This is a genomic window from Streptomyces sp. H51 (assembly GCF_035656535.1).
GTDB lineage: Bacteria > Actinomycetota > Actinomycetes > Streptomycetales > Streptomycetaceae > Streptomyces.
Map to the genome: position 1 here is coordinate 1 of NZ_JAYMHD010000048.1, position 14,895 is coordinate 14,895.

General features: G+C 71.5%; 12 protein-coding genes, 2 pseudogenes and 1 riboswitch. Of the genes and pseudogenes, 11 read left to right on the forward strand and 3 right to left on the reverse strand.

Annotated elements, in window-relative coordinates; genetic code table 11:
- From VKA29_RS13605 to VKA29_RS13625, 5 genes are all read left to right on the forward strand, one after another.
- A partial coding sequence (locus tag VKA29_RS13605; protein WP_324785750.1) for a flavodoxin-dependent (E)-4-hydroxy-3-methylbut-2-enyl-diphosphate synthase occupies positions 1-285 on the forward strand: 285 nt, incomplete at its 5' end.
- Between the two features lie 26 nt (positions 286-311).
- Complete coding sequence (dxs, locus tag VKA29_RS13610) at positions 312-2,231, forward strand: 1-deoxy-D-xylulose-5-phosphate synthase (RefSeq protein WP_324785751.1); 1,920 nt, start codon at positions 312-314, stop codon at positions 2,229-2,231.
- Positions 2,228-3,613, forward strand: a complete 1,386-nt coding sequence (locus VKA29_RS13615; protein ID WP_324785752.1) for an aspartate aminotransferase family protein — start codon at positions 2,228-2,230, stop codon at positions 3,611-3,613. Before dxs ends, VKA29_RS13615 begins: the two co-directional genes overlap by 4 nt.
- Before the next feature lie 99 nt (positions 3,614-3,712).
- On the forward strand, positions 3,713-4,342 hold the full coding sequence (locus VKA29_RS13620; RefSeq protein WP_324785753.1) for a helix-turn-helix domain-containing protein: 630 nt from the start codon (positions 3,713-3,715) through the stop codon (positions 4,340-4,342).
- Complete coding sequence (locus tag VKA29_RS13625) at positions 4,339-4,458, forward strand: DUF6126 family protein (RefSeq protein WP_324785754.1); 120 nt, start codon at positions 4,339-4,341, stop codon at positions 4,456-4,458. Before VKA29_RS13620 ends, VKA29_RS13625 begins: the two co-directional genes overlap by 4 nt.
- A 43-nt stretch (positions 4,459-4,501) precedes the next feature.
- On the opposite strand, the gene VKA29_RS13630 is transcribed toward VKA29_RS13625, so the two are convergent.
- Complete coding sequence (locus VKA29_RS13630) at positions 4,502-5,299, reverse strand: tyrosine-protein phosphatase (RefSeq protein WP_324785755.1); 798 nt, start codon at positions 5,297-5,299, stop codon at positions 4,502-4,504.
- Positions 5,300-5,810: 511 nt separating this feature from the next.
- Positions 5,811-5,989: riboswitch (cyclic di-AMP (ydaO/yuaA leader) on the forward strand.
- 4 nt (positions 5,990-5,993) lie between these two features.
- Between VKA29_RS13630 and VKA29_RS13635 the strand changes: the two genes are divergently transcribed.
- From VKA29_RS13635 to VKA29_RS13650, 4 genes are all read left to right on the forward strand, one after another.
- Positions 5,994-7,034, forward strand: coding sequence for a LysM peptidoglycan-binding domain-containing M23 family metallopeptidase (locus VKA29_RS13635; protein ID WP_324785756.1), 1,041 nt, complete (start codon positions 5,994-5,996; stop codon positions 7,032-7,034).
- A gap of 224 nt (positions 7,035-7,258) precedes the next feature.
- Positions 7,259-8,044: an SGNH/GDSL hydrolase family protein gene (locus VKA29_RS13640; RefSeq protein ID WP_324786067.1), complete on the forward strand. Its 786-nt coding sequence runs from the start codon at positions 7,259-7,261 to the stop codon at positions 8,042-8,044.
- A gap of 133 nt (positions 8,045-8,177) precedes the next feature.
- Entirely contained in the window at positions 8,178-9,071 is an 894-nt protein-coding gene (locus tag VKA29_RS13645; RefSeq protein ID WP_324785757.1) for a PhzF family phenazine biosynthesis isomerase, read from the forward strand.
- 145 nt (positions 9,072-9,216) lie between these two features.
- Positions 9,217-10,410: an MBL fold metallo-hydrolase gene (locus VKA29_RS13650; RefSeq protein ID WP_324785758.1), complete on the forward strand. Its 1,194-nt coding sequence runs from the start codon at positions 9,217-9,219 to the stop codon at positions 10,408-10,410.
- Between the two features lie 17 nt (positions 10,411-10,427).
- Here the strand turns inward: VKA29_RS13650 and VKA29_RS13655 are convergent.
- Positions 10,428-10,541 (reverse strand): annotated as a pseudogene (locus VKA29_RS13655) (IS5/IS1182 family transposase); the annotation flags it as partial.
- Between the two features lie 689 nt (positions 10,542-11,230).
- Here VKA29_RS13655 and VKA29_RS13660 point away from each other — a divergent pair.
- Positions 11,231-11,326 (forward strand): annotated as a pseudogene (locus VKA29_RS13660) (helix-turn-helix domain-containing protein); the annotation flags it as partial.
- A gap of 122 nt (positions 11,327-11,448) precedes the next feature.
- A complete protein-coding gene (locus VKA29_RS13665; RefSeq protein WP_324785759.1) occupies positions 11,449-13,005 on the forward strand; it encodes an ABC transporter substrate-binding protein in 1,557 nt (518 codons plus the stop codon).
- 60 nt (positions 13,006-13,065) lie between these two features.
- Here VKA29_RS13665 and VKA29_RS13670 read toward each other — a convergent pair whose 3' ends face one another.
- Positions 13,066-14,616 carry a N,N-dimethylformamidase beta subunit family domain-containing protein gene (locus VKA29_RS13670; protein WP_324785760.1) on the reverse strand — a complete coding sequence of 517 codons (1,551 nt, stop codon included), beginning with the start codon at positions 14,614-14,616 and terminating at the stop codon, positions 13,066-13,068.
- Positions 14,617-14,895 lie beyond the last annotated feature (279 nt).

Sequence of the window (14,895 nt, forward strand, 5' to 3'; positions counted from 1 at the left end):
GTGTACAAGCTGGCGGAGGAGGTCACGGCGGGGCTGACCGGTATGGAGGTCCCGCTGCGGGTGGCGGTCATGGGCTGTGTGGTCAACGGGCCCGGTGAGGCGCGGGAGGCCGATCTGGGCGTCGCCTCCGGCAACGGCAAGGGGCAGATCTTCGTCAAGGGCGAGGTCATCAAGACCGTTCCCGAGTCGAAGATCGTCGAGACCCTGATCGAAGAGGCCATGAAACTGGCGGAGCAGATGGAGCAGGACGGCGCGTCGGGGGAGCCGGCCGTCACCGTGAGTTGAACAGCAGGACCGAAGGGGGCTCGAGCGTGACGATTCTGGAGACCATCCGGGGACCACGCGACCTGAAAGCGCTGGCTGAGCCGGAGGTTCGCGAACTGGCCGGAGAAATCAGGGAGTTCCTGGTGCACGCGGTCGCCAGGACCGGTGGTCACCTCGGACCCAACCTGGGGGTGGTGGAACTGTCCGTCGCGCTCCACCGGGTCTTCGAGTCGCCGGTCGACCGCATCCTGTGGGACACCGGCCACCAGAGCTACGTCCACAAGCTGGTGACGGGACGTCAGGACTTTTCCAAGCTGCGCGGCAAGGGCGGCCTGTCCGGCTACCCCTCGCGCGAGGAGTCCGAGCACGACGTCATCGAGAACAGCCACGCCTCCACCGCGCTCGGCTGGGCCGACGGGCTCGCCAAGGCGCGCCAGGTGCAGGGGGAGAAGGGGCACGTCGTCGCGGTCATCGGCGACGGCGCGCTGACCGGCGGCATGGCCTGGGAGGCGCTGAACAACATCGCGGCCGCCAAGGACCGGCCGCTGATCATCGTCGTCAACGACAACGAGCGTTCCTACGCGCCGACCATCGGCGGGCTCGCCGACCACCTGGCCACCCTGCGCACCACCGACGGCTACGAGAAGGTCCTCGCCTGGGGCAAGGAGGTCCTGCTGCGCACCCCGCTGGTCGGCCACACCGTCTACGAGTCGCTGCACGGCGCGAAGAAGGGCTTCAAGGACGCCTTCGCCCCGCAGGGCATGTTCGAGGACCTGGGCCTGAAGTACGTCGGCCCGATCGACGGACACGACATCGGGGCCGTGGAGTCGGCGCTGCGGCGCGCGAAGCGCTTCCACGGGCCGGTCCTCGTCCACTGCCTCACCGAGAAGGGCCGCGGCTACGAGCCCGCCCTCGCGCACGAGGAGGACCGTTTCCACACCGTCGGCGTGATGGACCCGCGCACCTGCGAACCGCTCACACCCGCCGACGCCCCGTCCTGGACCTCGGTGTTCGGCGACGAGATCGTCCGGATCGGCGAGGAACGCGAGGACGTCGTCGCGATCACCGCGGCCATGCTGCACCCGGTGGGCCTCGGCAGGTTCGCCGCCCGCTTCCCCGGCCGGGTGTGGGACGTCGGCATCGCCGAGCAGCACGCGGCGGTCTCCGCGGCCGGACTGGCGACCGGCGGGCTGCACCCGGTGGTCGCCGTCTACGCCACCTTCCTCAACCGTGCCTTCGACCAGCTCCTGATGGACGTGGCACTGCACCGCTGCGGGGTCACCTTCGTGCTGGACCGGGCCGGTGTCACGGGCGTGGACGGTGCTTCCCACAACGGCATGTGGGACATGTCCGTCCTCCAGGTGGTACCCGGACTGCGCATCGCCGCCCCGCGCGACGCCGACCAGCTGCGCGCCCAGCTGCGTGAGGCGGTCGCCGTCGACGACGCGCCGACCCTGGTCCGGTTCCCGAAGGAGTCGGTCGGACCGCGGATCCCGGCGGTCGACCGGGTGGGCGGCATGGACGTGCTGCACCGCGCGGACCGGCCCGAGGTGCTGCTGGTCGCGGTCGGCGTCATGGCGCCGGTCTGCCTCCAGGCGGCGGAGCTGCTCCAGGCGCGCGGCATCGGGTGCACGGTGGTGGACCCCCGGTGGGTCAAGCCGGTCGATCCGGCGCTGCCGGGGCTCGCCGCCGCACACCGCCTGGTGGCCGTCGTGGAGGACAACAGCCGCGCGGCCGGCGTCGGGTCCGCGGTGGCGCTGGCCCTCGGCGACGCCGAAGTCGACGTACCGGTGCGGAGGTTCGGGATTCCGGAGCAGTTCCTCGCGCACGCCAGGCGTGCCGAGGTGCTGGCCGACATCGGGCTCACGCCGGTGGAGGTGGCCGGGCGGATCAGCGCGAGCCTGGCCGCCAAGGAAGCCGCCGCCGACCCGGCGGGGGCCGCCCCAGTCAAGGAGAGGGCTGAATGAGCAAGGAGTTCGACCTCGGCGCACTCCTGGCCGAGCGCGGAGCCGAGCGCTACGAGCTGCACACCAGGTACCTCAACCACCAGCTCCCGCGCATGCTGCACACCATCGGCTTCGACAAGGTCTACGAGCGCGGCGAGGGCGCGTACTTCTGGGACGCGGACGGCAACGACTACCTGGACATGCTCGCCGGGTTCGGGGTGATGGGCCTGGGCCGCCATCATCCGGTGGTCCGCAAGGCGCTGCACGACGTCCTCGACGCCTCGCTCGCCGACCTCACCCGCTTCGACTGCCAGCCGCTGCCCGGGCTGCTGGCCGAGAAGCTCCTCGCGCACAGCCCGCACCTGGACCGGGTGTTCTTCGGCAACAGCGGCACGGAGGCGGTCGAGGGCGCGCTGAAGTTCGCCCGCTACGCCACCGGCAGGCCCAGGGTGCTGTACTGCGAGCACGCCTTCCACGGGCTGACGACGGGCTCGCTGTCGGTCAACGGCGAGACCGGCTTCCGGGACGGCTTCGCCCCGCTGCTGCCCGACACCGCCGTCCCCCTCGGCGACCTCGACGCCCTGGCGCGGGAGCTGAGCAAGGGCGACGTCGCCGCCCTGATCGTGGAGCCGGTCCAGGGCAAGGGCGTGTACGAGGCCCCGCCCGGCTACCTGCGGGCCGCGCAGGAACTGCTGCGCCGGCACAAGGCGCTGCTCATCGCCGACGAGGTGCAGACCGGCCTCGGCCGGACCGGCGACTTCTACGCCTACCAGCACGAGGAGGGCGTCGAGCCGGACCTGGTGTGCGTGGCCAAGGCGCTGTCGGGCGGGTACGTGCCCGTCGGGGCGACGCTCGGCAAGGACTGGATCTTCAAGAAGGTCTACTCGTCGATGGACCGCGTCCTCGTCCACTCGGCGAGCTTCGGGGCCAACGCCCAGGCCATGGCGGCCGGGCTGGCCGTGCTGTCGGTCATGGAGAACGAGCAGATCGTCGCCAACGCCCGGATGACGGGCGACCGCCTGAGGTCCCGGCTCGCGGCGCTGACCGACAAGTACGAGCTGCTCGCCGACGTCCGCGGCCGCGGGCTGATGATCGGCATCGAGTTCGGCCGGCCCAGGTCGCTGAAGCTGCGCAGCCGGTGGGCCATGCTGCAGGCCGCCCGCAAGGGGCTGTTCGCGCAGATGGTCGTCGTTCCGCTGCTGCAGCGCCACCGCGTCCTCACCCAGGTCTCCGGCGACCACCTGGAGGTCATCAAGCTGATCCCGCCGCTGATCATCGGCGAGCCGGAGGTGGACCGGTTCGTGGCCGCCTTCACGGAGGTGATGGACGAGGCGCACAATGGAGGCGGGCTGATGTGGGACTTCGGCAAGACGTTGATCAAACAGGCCGTCGCCAACCGCTAGCCCGGCCGCCGGTCGAGCAGTCCCTGCCACCGGCCGAGCACTCTTTGCCTCTGAGGCAAGAAATTTGCCCCAGAGGTAAAGCTGCGGCTCAATGGGGGTATGAGCTCCCCGGAAGCCGAGTTCGAGCAGCCGGCGGGACCGGTGGCAGATCTGCCCGCCGTCGCGCCGCAGCTCCGCGCCCTGCGCCGCCGCGCCTCCCTCACCCTGGAGGCCGCGGCCCGCGCGGCCGGACTGTCCCCGGCCCACCTCTCCCGGCTGGAGACCGGGCAGCGGCAGCCCTCGCTGCCGGTCCTCCTCGGGCTCGCCCGCATCTACGGTACGACGGTCTCCGAGCTGCTCGGCGAGACGGTCGCCGACCGTAACGCCGTGGTGCGCGCCGTCGACATGGAACCCACCGCCGCGGGTGGCTGGACCTACTGGCAGGCCGGCGCCTCCGGCCGGGGCATGCAGGCCCTGCGGGTCCACGCGCCGTACGGCACCCAGGGCGACATCGTGCGCGTGCATCCCGGGGAGGAGTGGCTGTACGTCCTCACGGGGCGGCTGTGGCTGCGCCTCGGGGACGCCACACACCGGCTCGGTCCCGGCGACAGCGCGCACTTCGACTCGCTGACGCCGCACCGCATCGCGGCGCTGGACCCCGAAGGGGTCGAGCTGCTGTTCGTCCACACCCTGTTGCAGAGTCCCACGGCCGCGCTGTGCCTGGGCCCGACCATCGGAGACATGCCATGAGCAATTACGAGGAGAAGTTCCCGCGCTCCCTGTGGATCCGCCTCATCATCTACATCGCGGCGGGCCACCTCTTCGCGGGCTTCATCTACCTGCTGTTCTCGGTGGGCGCCAAGTAGCCCGCCGCGTCCTGGGCGGCAGCCCGCCGCGTCCTCGGCGGCGTCAGTCGAGCAGGCGCTCGCGCAGCCGCTCCCGGACCGCCGGAGTGACGCCGAGTCCCTGCGCCAGGTAGGGCTCGACGCCGCCCCACGTCTCCTCGATGGTCTCGAAGGCCGCCGCCAGGTACTCCTCGCGCGCCTCGAACAGCGGGCTGAGCAGCTCCATGACCTCGGGGGAGTAGGCCGAGGCCGAGCTGTCGCCGCGCTGCACCCGGTAGCGGCGGTGCTTGGCGTTCGACTCCAGGTAGTCGGCGAAGATCGCATCCCGCTCCACGCCCACGGCGAGCAGCGTCACGGCGACGGACAGGCCCGCGCGGTCCTTGCCCGCGGCGCAGTGCATCAGTGCGGGCACGCTGTCCTCGGCCAGCGCGCGCAGCACGCGCGTGTGCTCGCCGGTGCGCTCCTTGATGAGCAGGCGGTAGGAGCCGATCATGCGGCCGGCCGCCTTGCCGCCCCCGAGTATCTCGCGCAGCTGGTCGAGGTCTCCGTGCCGGACCATCTTCCAGAACTCGGCGCCGTCCGCCGGGTCGCTCAGCGGCAGGTTCACATTGCGCACGCCCGGCAGCTCGACGTCCGGGCCCTCCAGCTTCTGGTCCGCCGCGTTGCGGAAGTCGAAGACCGTGTGCAGCCCCAGCGAGGCGAGGAAGGCGGCGTCCTCCGCGGTGGCGTGCGCGAGGTGGCCGCTGCGGAACAGCACTCCGTGGCGCACCCGTCGTCCGTCCACCGTCGGCAGGCCTCCCACGTCGCGGAAGTTGCGGACTCCTGCCAGCTCGGGCTCGGTCGACGGAATCTGCTGCGTCACGGGGGCTCCTCCCAGCCGTCCCCGCCGGCGCTGCTCGTCGACGGGCACCTCCTTGACGATACGACACGCACACCCCCGCTCAGCAGGGGTGTGCGGACTGCCCCCTGGGAGTCCATGGCGATTCCGTGGCGAGTCGGTGGCGAGAGTGCACGAATGCCGCGAAACGATTCATGTGTCCCGAAGGTGTTTCCCTGCCGCATCGCCCTTGTCTGAGTCTTCTGTCCGAATTGGCGCTTTGGGTGGATTTCATTCCAACTCGCTCCGGAATGAGGAATGCTGGCGCGAGGTCGCGTGAGCATCGTCATATCGGTCACCGTGAGTCGCCCGTCATGTTCACGTAATGCGTGGTGCTTTTCAAGGAATTTGGCTGCTGGAGCCGGCTCGGAATCGACGGAGGGTGACCGCGGATTCCGGTAAGGGATCAAGGGAAACGTGCGCCTGGCGCGACCTCTTGCTTGTCCCTTCGTGTCGTGGTCGCTTACGTTCGCCACGCAATCCGGGCGGACGCCGAATCCTGCCGCCGCCCGGAATCCCGCACACTCACCCGTGCACGGCAGGAGCGGGGGACCCACAGGTAGAACCGCCTGTCCGGTCTCCGGAACAGGCTTGGGGTCAAGTCGCGCCCACAACGCGGCCGGACATCTCCAGTCCGCACCCGACAGCTCACCTCGCAGGCGCCGGAGAGGAATTCGTCATGCCCGCGAAGGGTAAGCACCGCCGCCCCAAGTCCCAGCGCTTCACCCGCTCCATCGCCGTCGCCGGAACCGGCGGCGCCGCCCTCGCCCTCCCCCTGCTGGGGGCCACCGGCGCCCACGCCGACACCGGGCAGCCGGTTTCGCAGAAGACCGTGCGGTCCCTTTCCGGCGCCGAGAAGACGGCGGCCGAGGGGAAGAAGGCCGCGAAGGGGAAGGCCGCGAACAGTGCGCGGGTGCGGACCTATTCGGTGCGCGAGGGCGACTGCCTCTCGAAGATCGCCGAGGAGCGGGGCGTCCGCGGCGGCTGGAAGAAGCTGTACGCGGACAACCGCCAGGCCGTCGGCGACGACCCGTCGCTGATCCACCCCGGCCTGAAGCTCGTCATCGGCAAGAAGGCCACGAGCGGCGCCACCAAGTCGTCGTCCTCCTCGTCGTCCTCGTCGTCCTCTTCGTCGTCTTCATCGCCTTCGTCCTCTTCGCCGTCTTCGTCGGCCTCTTCGTCGGCCTCTTCGTCTTCGTCCTCCTCTTCGGCTCCCGCGCCTTCCGCCGGCTCCCCGTCCTCCTCCTCCGACGCGTCCTCCGCGCAGCAGGCGACGGTCACCCAGGCCGCCGAGTCCACCGGCACCTCCAGCGGTTACACCCTCCCGGTAGCCGGGTCCGGCGTCGGCACCGGATACCGCGTCGCGGGCAGCATGTGGTCCAGCGGCTACCACACCGGCATCGACTTCGTCGTGCCGACCGGCACCTCGCTGAAGGCCGTGGGCGCCGGCACGGTCGTCTCCGCGGGCTGGGGCGGCGCCTACGGCAACCAGGTCGTCATCCAGCTGGCCGACGGCTACTACGCCCAGTACGCACACCTCTCGCAGCTCTCCGTCTCGGCCGGCCAGACCGTCACCGCCGGCCAGCAGATCGGCCTCTCCGGCGCGACCGGCAACGTGACCGGCCCGCACCTGCACTTCGAGATCCGCACCACGCCGAACTACGGCTCCGACGTGGACCCGGTCGGCTACCTCCGCTCCAAGGGCGTCGCCGTCGGCTGACGGCTCCCCGACCGCCCGGCACGCCGCCGAGGGCCGGACCCCGATCCCCGGGTCCGGCCCTCGGCCGTCGCCGGGCGCGAGGACGGCTTATTCCGGGTTTGGCGAACAATTTAGGCGTGGCTTATCTCACCGTTCGTCAAGCCCTCCCTACGGTCGCGTAGGTCACATTGAACGGTGAATCATGACCTGCTGTGGCAGACGATTCGAAGAGTGACAGCAGATCAGTGATCGGGTCGTACGTCGCGGTGGGGGACAGCTTCACCGAGGGCGTCGGCGACCCGGGTCCCGGCGGGGCGTTCGTCGGCTGGGCGGACCGGTTCGCGGTGCTCCTCGCCGACCGGCGGCCCGAGGGCGACTTCACGTACACGAACCTCGCCGTGCGCGGCAGGCTGCTCGACCAGATCGTGGCCGAGCAGGTCCCGCAGGCCGTCGAACTCGCCCCGGACCTGGTGTCCTTCTGCGCGGGTGGCAACGACATCCTCCGGCCCGGCACCGACCCCGACGAGGTCGCCGAACGCTTCGAGCGGGCGGTCGCACGGCTCACCGAGGCCGTCGGCACCGTCATGGTGACGACGGGCTTCGACACCCGTGGCGTGCCGGTGCTCAAGCGCCTGCGCGGCAAGATCGCCACCTACAACGGCCATGTGCGGGCCATCGCCGACCGCTACGGCTGTCCCGTGCTGGACCTGTGGTCCCTGAAGTCCATCCAGGACCGCCGGGCCTGGGACCACGACCGGCTCCACCTCTCACCCGAGGGGCACACGCGGGTGGCGCTGCGGGCCGGGCAGGTCCTCGGCGTGGAGGTGCCGGCCGACCCCGAGCAGGCCTGGCCGCCGCTCCCGCCGCGCGGCACCCTCGAGATCCGGCGGGACGACGTGCAGTGGGCGCGCGAGTACCTGGTGCCCTGGATCGGCCGGCGCCTGCGGGGTGAGTCGTCCGGCGACCACGTCCAGGCGAAGGGGATGCTGTCCCCGTACGACATCAAACTGCGGATCGAGTCGGTCGCCTGACCCGGCGCTCCGGCGCGTCCCGGGCACGCGCCGCCGACCGGCGACTCCGTACGCAGTACCCCGTCACTCGGTACCCCGTATTCCGTACGGCCGGCCGGGAACAGCCGGTCGGCGGGCGGTGTTCTGCCCGTACATGACGACGAGCGACGCCACCGCGACGGGTGTGCTGCACTACACCGCCTTCTCCGACGACCCCGCCGGGGGCAACCCGGCCGGGGTCGTCCTCGACGCGAGCGGTCTCGGCGACGCCGCCATGCTCGCCGTCGCCGCCGAGGTCGGCTACTCGGAGACCGCGTTCCTGACCCCCGGTCCACAGCGGCCCGGCACCGACCCCGGACGGGTCTTCACCGTGCGGTACTTCAGCCCCAGGGCGGAGGTGCCGTTCTGCGGGCACGCCACGGTCGCGGCCGCCGTCGCCCTCGCCGAGCGGACCGGGCCCGGCGAGCTGCTGTTCGTGACGCAGGCCGGCGACGTCCCGGTGTCGGTGGCGGCCGGGCCGTCCGGCGCCCTGCGCGCGACCCTGACCAGCGTCGAGCCGTACGTCGCCGACGCGGCCGCCGACGACGTCGCCGAGGCCCTGGCCGCCCTGGACTGGCCCGCCGCCGACCTGGACCCGGCGCTGCCGCCGCGCATCGCCTTCGCGGGCGCCCGGCACCTGGTGCTGGCGGCGGCCGGCCGCGCCCGACTGGCCGCCCTGGACTACGACTTCGAGCGCCTCACCGCCCTGATGAACCGTCTGGACCTGACCACTCTGCAACTGGTCTGGCGGGAGCGCGAGGACGTCTTCCACGTCCGCGACCCGTTCCCCGTCGGCGGTGTGGTGGAGGACCCCGCCACCGGTGCGGCCGCCGCCGCGCTGGGCGCCTACCTGCGCACCCTCGGCGCGGTCGCCCCCGAGGCCCGCCTCACCCTCCATCAGGGCCATGACCTGGGGCGGCCGTCCACGCTCACGGTCGACCTGCGGGACGGGGACCCGCGCGTCCGGGTGAGCGGGACGGCGGTGCCCATGCCGGGGGCGCGGTCCTGAAGACGGCATCGCCGGCGGCGGCCGGTCCGTACCGGCCGCCGCATCTTTGGTCTTTCCTTGGAAAGCCCCCGCCGGGCCCGGTGAACCGGGCGTCGTCGGCGGGGCCGACCATAATGGAAGGCCTCCGATCCGACCTGGAGGTCCCGTGTCCGGTTCCCGTCATCTGCGCTCCGGGCTCCGCGCGCTGCGGCCCGCGGCCTTCGGCGCGGACCCGAGCGGTGAGCGCCTCGCGCGCATCCGCAGATCACCGCACTTCAAGGACGGCGTCTTCCAGAACCCCGGGGGTGTCGCGCGCACCCGGCCCTCGGGTTCGACGCTCGACTTCGCGAAGGTCTTCTTCGACCGGGACGAACGGCCCCGCCGCGCTCCCCGGGGCACCGTCCCGGTGCACCCCACCACCCTCGCCGACACCGCCGCGCCGCCCGCCACCGGACTCAGGGTGACCTGGATGGGCCACTCCGGCGTGCTCGCCGAGATCGACGGCCGGCGGGTGCTGTTCGACCCGGTGTGGGGTGCGCGCTGCTCCCCGTTCTCCTTCGTCGGTCCCCGGCGGCTGCACCCGGTGCCGTTGCCGCTGGCCGCCCTCGGGCCGGTCGACGTCGTCGTCGTCTCGCACGACCACTACGACCACCTGGACATGCCCACGATCAAGGCGCTGGCGGACACGGACACCGTGTTCGCCGTGCCGCTCGGCGTCGGCGCCCACCTGGAGCACTGGGGCGTCTCCGCGACCCGGCTGCGCGAGCTGGACTGGCACGAGGAGACGAGGGTGGGCGGGCTCACGCTCACCGCCACCCCGGCCCGCCACTTCTGCGGCCGCGGCCTGCGCAACACCCAGCACACCCTGTGGGCGTCCTGGGCCGTCGCCGGCGAGGAGCACCGGATCTACCACAGCGGCGACACCGGCTACTTCGAGGGCTTCAAGGACATCGGCGCCGCGCACGGCCCGTTCGACGTCACGATGATCCAGGTCGGCGCGTACAGCGAGTTCTGGCCGGACATCCACATGACGCCCGAGGAGGGCCTGCGGGCCCACCTGGACCTCCAGGGCGGCGCCCCGGACGGGGTGCTGCTGCCGATCCACTGGGGCACCTTCAACCTCGCCCCGCACGCCTGGGCCGAGCCGGGGGAGTGGACGCTGGCCGCGGCCGAGGAGGCCGGCCAGGCGGTGGCGTTCCCGCGGCCGGGCGAGCCGTTCGAGCCGAGGGGGAAGCTGCCGGTGGAGGCGTGGTGGCGGGCGGTGTCCGGTCCGATCGCCCGTCCGTGGCGCCGTCCCCGGAGTGCTCAGGGCGTGGTCGAGACGAGCAGGGGTGATCTCGACCTCGCGGGTGAGCGGTAACGTCGGCCGGGGACCAGCTCGGCCGGAGCGCGGATCTTCGCGTGGGACCGGTTCACCGCCTCCTGGCCCGCGGACAGGGTCTCCCCGCTGCCCCGGTGCGGGATGCGGACCCTGCCGCTGACGCCCCGGTAGGCCGGCCGCCCATCGGGCCCCGGCCGTCATGATCGTCCGCAAGGCCAACCGCCTTTGTGCCGTGCGAATCGTCGCACCGGAAAATATCCCCGCTCGCCTTCCACGGCCAAGCGCCGTGAAAGCACGACACCGGCTGCTTCCTTTCGCGGGTACGTGCTCACAAAAGGCGTTCCGGGCGAGGCGTATTCGGTTTTTCCGTCATCACGCTTCCGCGGCGATCCGGTTCTCGCCGGTGAGCTGCTGCTGAAAAGGGCGCAGCGTGGAATTCTCCGCCTCCGACGGCGTCGGAGGATCCGCCGGCCATTCTCCCGGCGTCCCCGGGGCCGGCTCGCACTGGCGGCCCGGATTCAGTGCCGCGGGGTCTCGGGGCTGACCCGGACCGGCGGCGACCTGTCCGGTCGTCGCCTCGGCCTGCGACCGGTGCAGCGCGACCGCGTCCGCCTCGAACCGCGGCCGACAACTCATCATGACCAGGAGATGTCCGTTCTCGGATCCTCGGGATCCAGTGTCTCGTGTGTCCGGGATCAGGAGTCAAGGCCCGTGGGCCCCGCCATGGCAATAGTTCCGGTCATAACAGAACCATCAGGCCCGGCATAAGACTTCACGCAAGAAGTACGACCTAGCCCCACAGGAATCGGCGCGCACGCATAATTCGCTTGCCGTTTCCGCCACACAGCGAGGTGTACTGATGGATCTGCGGCTGCGCCGCCTGCGCATGCTGTGCGCGATCGCGGACTCCGGGAGCGTGGGGCGCGCAGCGGCCGCGCTCGGACTCACACAGCCGCTGTCGGCGCGAGTTCCACCGCCGCAGAAATGGGCCGCATCCAGGCTGGGTGAAACCGTAAGGCGGATCCGGTGAGCTCCCGTTTCGATCGTGAACTTGAGACCCGGAGAGGGAAAATACCGATGAGAACGGCCCGTATACGCGTCCTCGCCGGCTTGCTCGCACTCGCAGGAGTCGCGGCGACAGGCTGGCTGCTGCTGCCGTCGGACGAGCAACCGGGAAAGGTGATCAAGGTCGGCACGACGGACGCCGCCACGTCCCTCGACCCGGCCGGCGGCTACGACGCCGGCTCCCTGGCCCTGTACAGCAACGTTTTCCAGACGCTGCTGACCCTCGAGCCCGGCGGCGCCGAGCCCGTACCGGACGCGGCCAAGAGCTGCGCCTTCGTCGCCGCGGACCTGCGCACCTACCGCTGCGAACTGCGCGACGGGATCACCTTCCCCAGCGGACGCGCCATGACGGCCGAGGACGTGAAGTTCTCCTTCGAACGCGTCAAGAAGATCAACTCCGACGTCGGCCCGTCGGCCCTGCTCGACACCCTCACCTCGGTGGAGGCCGAAGGACGCGTCGTCACCTTCAGACTGTCCGCCCCGGACACCACGTTCCCCTTCAAGGTGGCCACCGGGGCGGGCTCGATCGTCGACTCGACCAAATACCCGGAAGACGCCCTGCGCACCGGTGACCAGGTCGACGGCACCGGCCCCTACACTCTGAGCTCGTACGTCAAGGGCGAAAAGGTGGTGCTGTCGCCCAACACCCACTACAAGGGCGCCGCGAAGGAGTCCGGCCGGCCCATCGAGCTGCGCTACTACAGCACTCCCGGCGCCCTCGACAGCGCCTGGAAGAGCCGCAAGATCCACGTCGCCACCCGGCAGCTGCCCCCCAAAGTCCTCGCCGACCTGGATCCCAGCGACCCCGGACAACACGTATCGGAAACCACCAGCTCCGAGACCCGCAACCTCTATCTCAACGTCCGGGAAGGGAAACCACTGCACGACCTCAGGGTCCGGCAGGCCCTGGCCTGGCTGATCGACCGTCCCCGACTCGCGGCCACCCTCTACGGGGGCACCGTCGACCCGCTCTACTCACTCATCCCCGCGGGCCTCATCGGCCACACCACCTCCTTCTTCGACCACTATTCCAGTCCGGACATCGGCAAGGCGCGCCAACTGCTCACCGAGGCCGGTGTGACCCTGCCGGTGCACTTCACCTACAGCTATGCCGAGGGCCGCGGTGCCGCCGCCGAAGAGGCCGCGGAAATCAAACGGCAGCTGGAGACCGGCGGCCTGTTCAGAGTCAAGCTCAACGGATTGCAGTGGACTGAGTTCCAGAAGCGGTGGGCGGGCGGCACGCTCGACGCCTACGCGGTCGGCTGGGTCGCCGACTACCCCGACCCGGACACCTTCGGCAGCCAGCTCGTCGGCACAGGCGGCACGATGAACACCGGTTACAGCAGCGGGACCGTGGACCGGGCAATCGCCGTGAGCCAACGCTACGCCGACCGGGCCAAGGCCGACGACACCCTGAAAGAGCTGCAGGAGACCGTCGCTCGCGATGTCCCCGTCATCCCCCTGTGGCAGGCGAAGGAGTACGTCGTCACCAGTGAAGACGTCGGCGGCGGCCAGTACTTGTTGGACGGCACGGGCGCATTCCGCCTGTGGCGCCTGACCTGGCTCTGACCTGACAAGCCGGGCGGGCCCGCCGGCGACGACGCCGGGGCGGGTGACCGGGCCGGGCGGTCAGCTTCCGTAGACGCGGCTCACGTTGTCGCGCGGGGCGGGCCGGGACCTGCGGGCCGGTCCCGTGGCGAAGCCGTTCAGCAGGTTCTGCGTGACCTCGACGACGAACTTCCTGGTGCGGGTGTCCATCGAGTGGTCGCGGCCGCCCTCGGGGGTCCCCGCCATCAGCCCCTCCACCCAGCGCATCGTCCCCGTCGCGAAGACGCCCGCGCCGCTGGGCACCGTGTAGTACGCCGAGTCCGAATGGCTGTGGCGGCCCTTGCACACCAGCGGGGAGTGGGCCACGATCTCGATCGGCGCCGGAGTCGGGAAGCCCGGGCTGACCCGGTCGTACTCGACCCCGACCAGGTGCGCGAAGCTGTCGCCCTTCCGCACGCCGGTGCCCTGGAAGACCCAGTGCCCGGCGTTCTCCACCCGGTAGGGCGCATCGGTGGGGAAGCCCTCGTAGATCACGCCGGTCAGCGAGGACTCCGGGTCGGCACCGGGTCCGGCGCGGAAGTCGGTGGTGGCCATCGTCGGGTGCCGCTCGAGGTACGGATCGAGGAGGTAGTCGGTCTTGTAGCAGACCACCGTGCGGACACCGCCGTGCGGGCCGGGCTCCAGACGGACCCGCCGGAAGCAGGTGTTGGCGCCGAGGAAGGCCAGGTTGGTGCCCGCGTCACGGGCCTCCGTGACGTACCGGCGCTGCTCCGGCGTCCAGTACTCGTCGTGGCCGAGCGTCACCACCGTGGTCGCACCGCGCAGCACCCGGGGGTCGAGGTGGACGTCGATGCCGGTGGTGTACGCCAGGGGTATGCCCAGCCGCTCGGCCAGGACCACCGCTGCCCGCTCGTAGACCAGGAACTTCTCCGCGCCGGTCCGGTCGTACGGCCGGTCGAAGCTGACCGCCAGTGAGCGGGAGGCGTACGAACCGTCCGCGCCCTCGTAGAGGCTGTAACCGCCCCACCGGTTGTACGCCTGCCACGTCGCCGGGGCGTGCACGAGCAGGGTCCGGCCCACGGCCGTGGCGGAGCGGACGATCAACGGCACGTAGCGCTGGTGGCCGCTGTCGGCGTCCAGCCGCAGCAGGTAGGCGCCCTCCGGCCAGCCTTCGGCCCTGACCGTCAGGCTGCGCTCCCAGCCGGCCCGCACGGTCCGGGTGTCCCGGCTCACCTCGCTGCCGCTCTGGACCCGCCCGGGGGTCCGTCCGGACCGCCAGACCAGCCCCGCCTGCGCGCCGCCGTACCAGCCCACCCGGAACGCCGAGACGCGGAAACTCCGTGCGGTGGTCGACACGTACAACCCGAACTCCTCACCGGGCCGGACGCTGATCCGGTCCGCGTACCCCTGGACCGCGTCGGCCGGACCGGCCGACGCGAGCTGCCAGCCCGGCTCCGCCGCGGCGCTTCGCCGCACCGCACCGGGCCGGCGGGCACTCGGCGCGGCACGATCGCAGCCGCTCAGCACGGCGGCTGTCATCCCGGCGGCGCCCGCCGCCGCGGCACCGAGCAGGCGCCGCCGGCGAAGACCACCGGGACCCTGACGAGCCCGGTCCTCCGGATTGCCAGTCATCGCACCGATCCCGTCCGTTCCGTGCGCTTCCGTCCTGCCGTGACAGCCCGATCCTGTGTCAGCGCACACCACCGGGCAAACCCTGTCCCGGCCGTCCCGGCCGTGCGGCAGGCGCTGACCGGCGGGCCGGAGCCGGGGCGGGCCTTCCGGTTCACCCCTTCGGCCGCTGCCCGGTCGGCGCAGGCACGACCGGAGCGGTGCCGTGGCCGACCGGTCCCCGGGCGCGCCGCAGCCCGCGCGGTGGGCCGGCCGCGCCACCGGCGTACGGATCCCGGACGC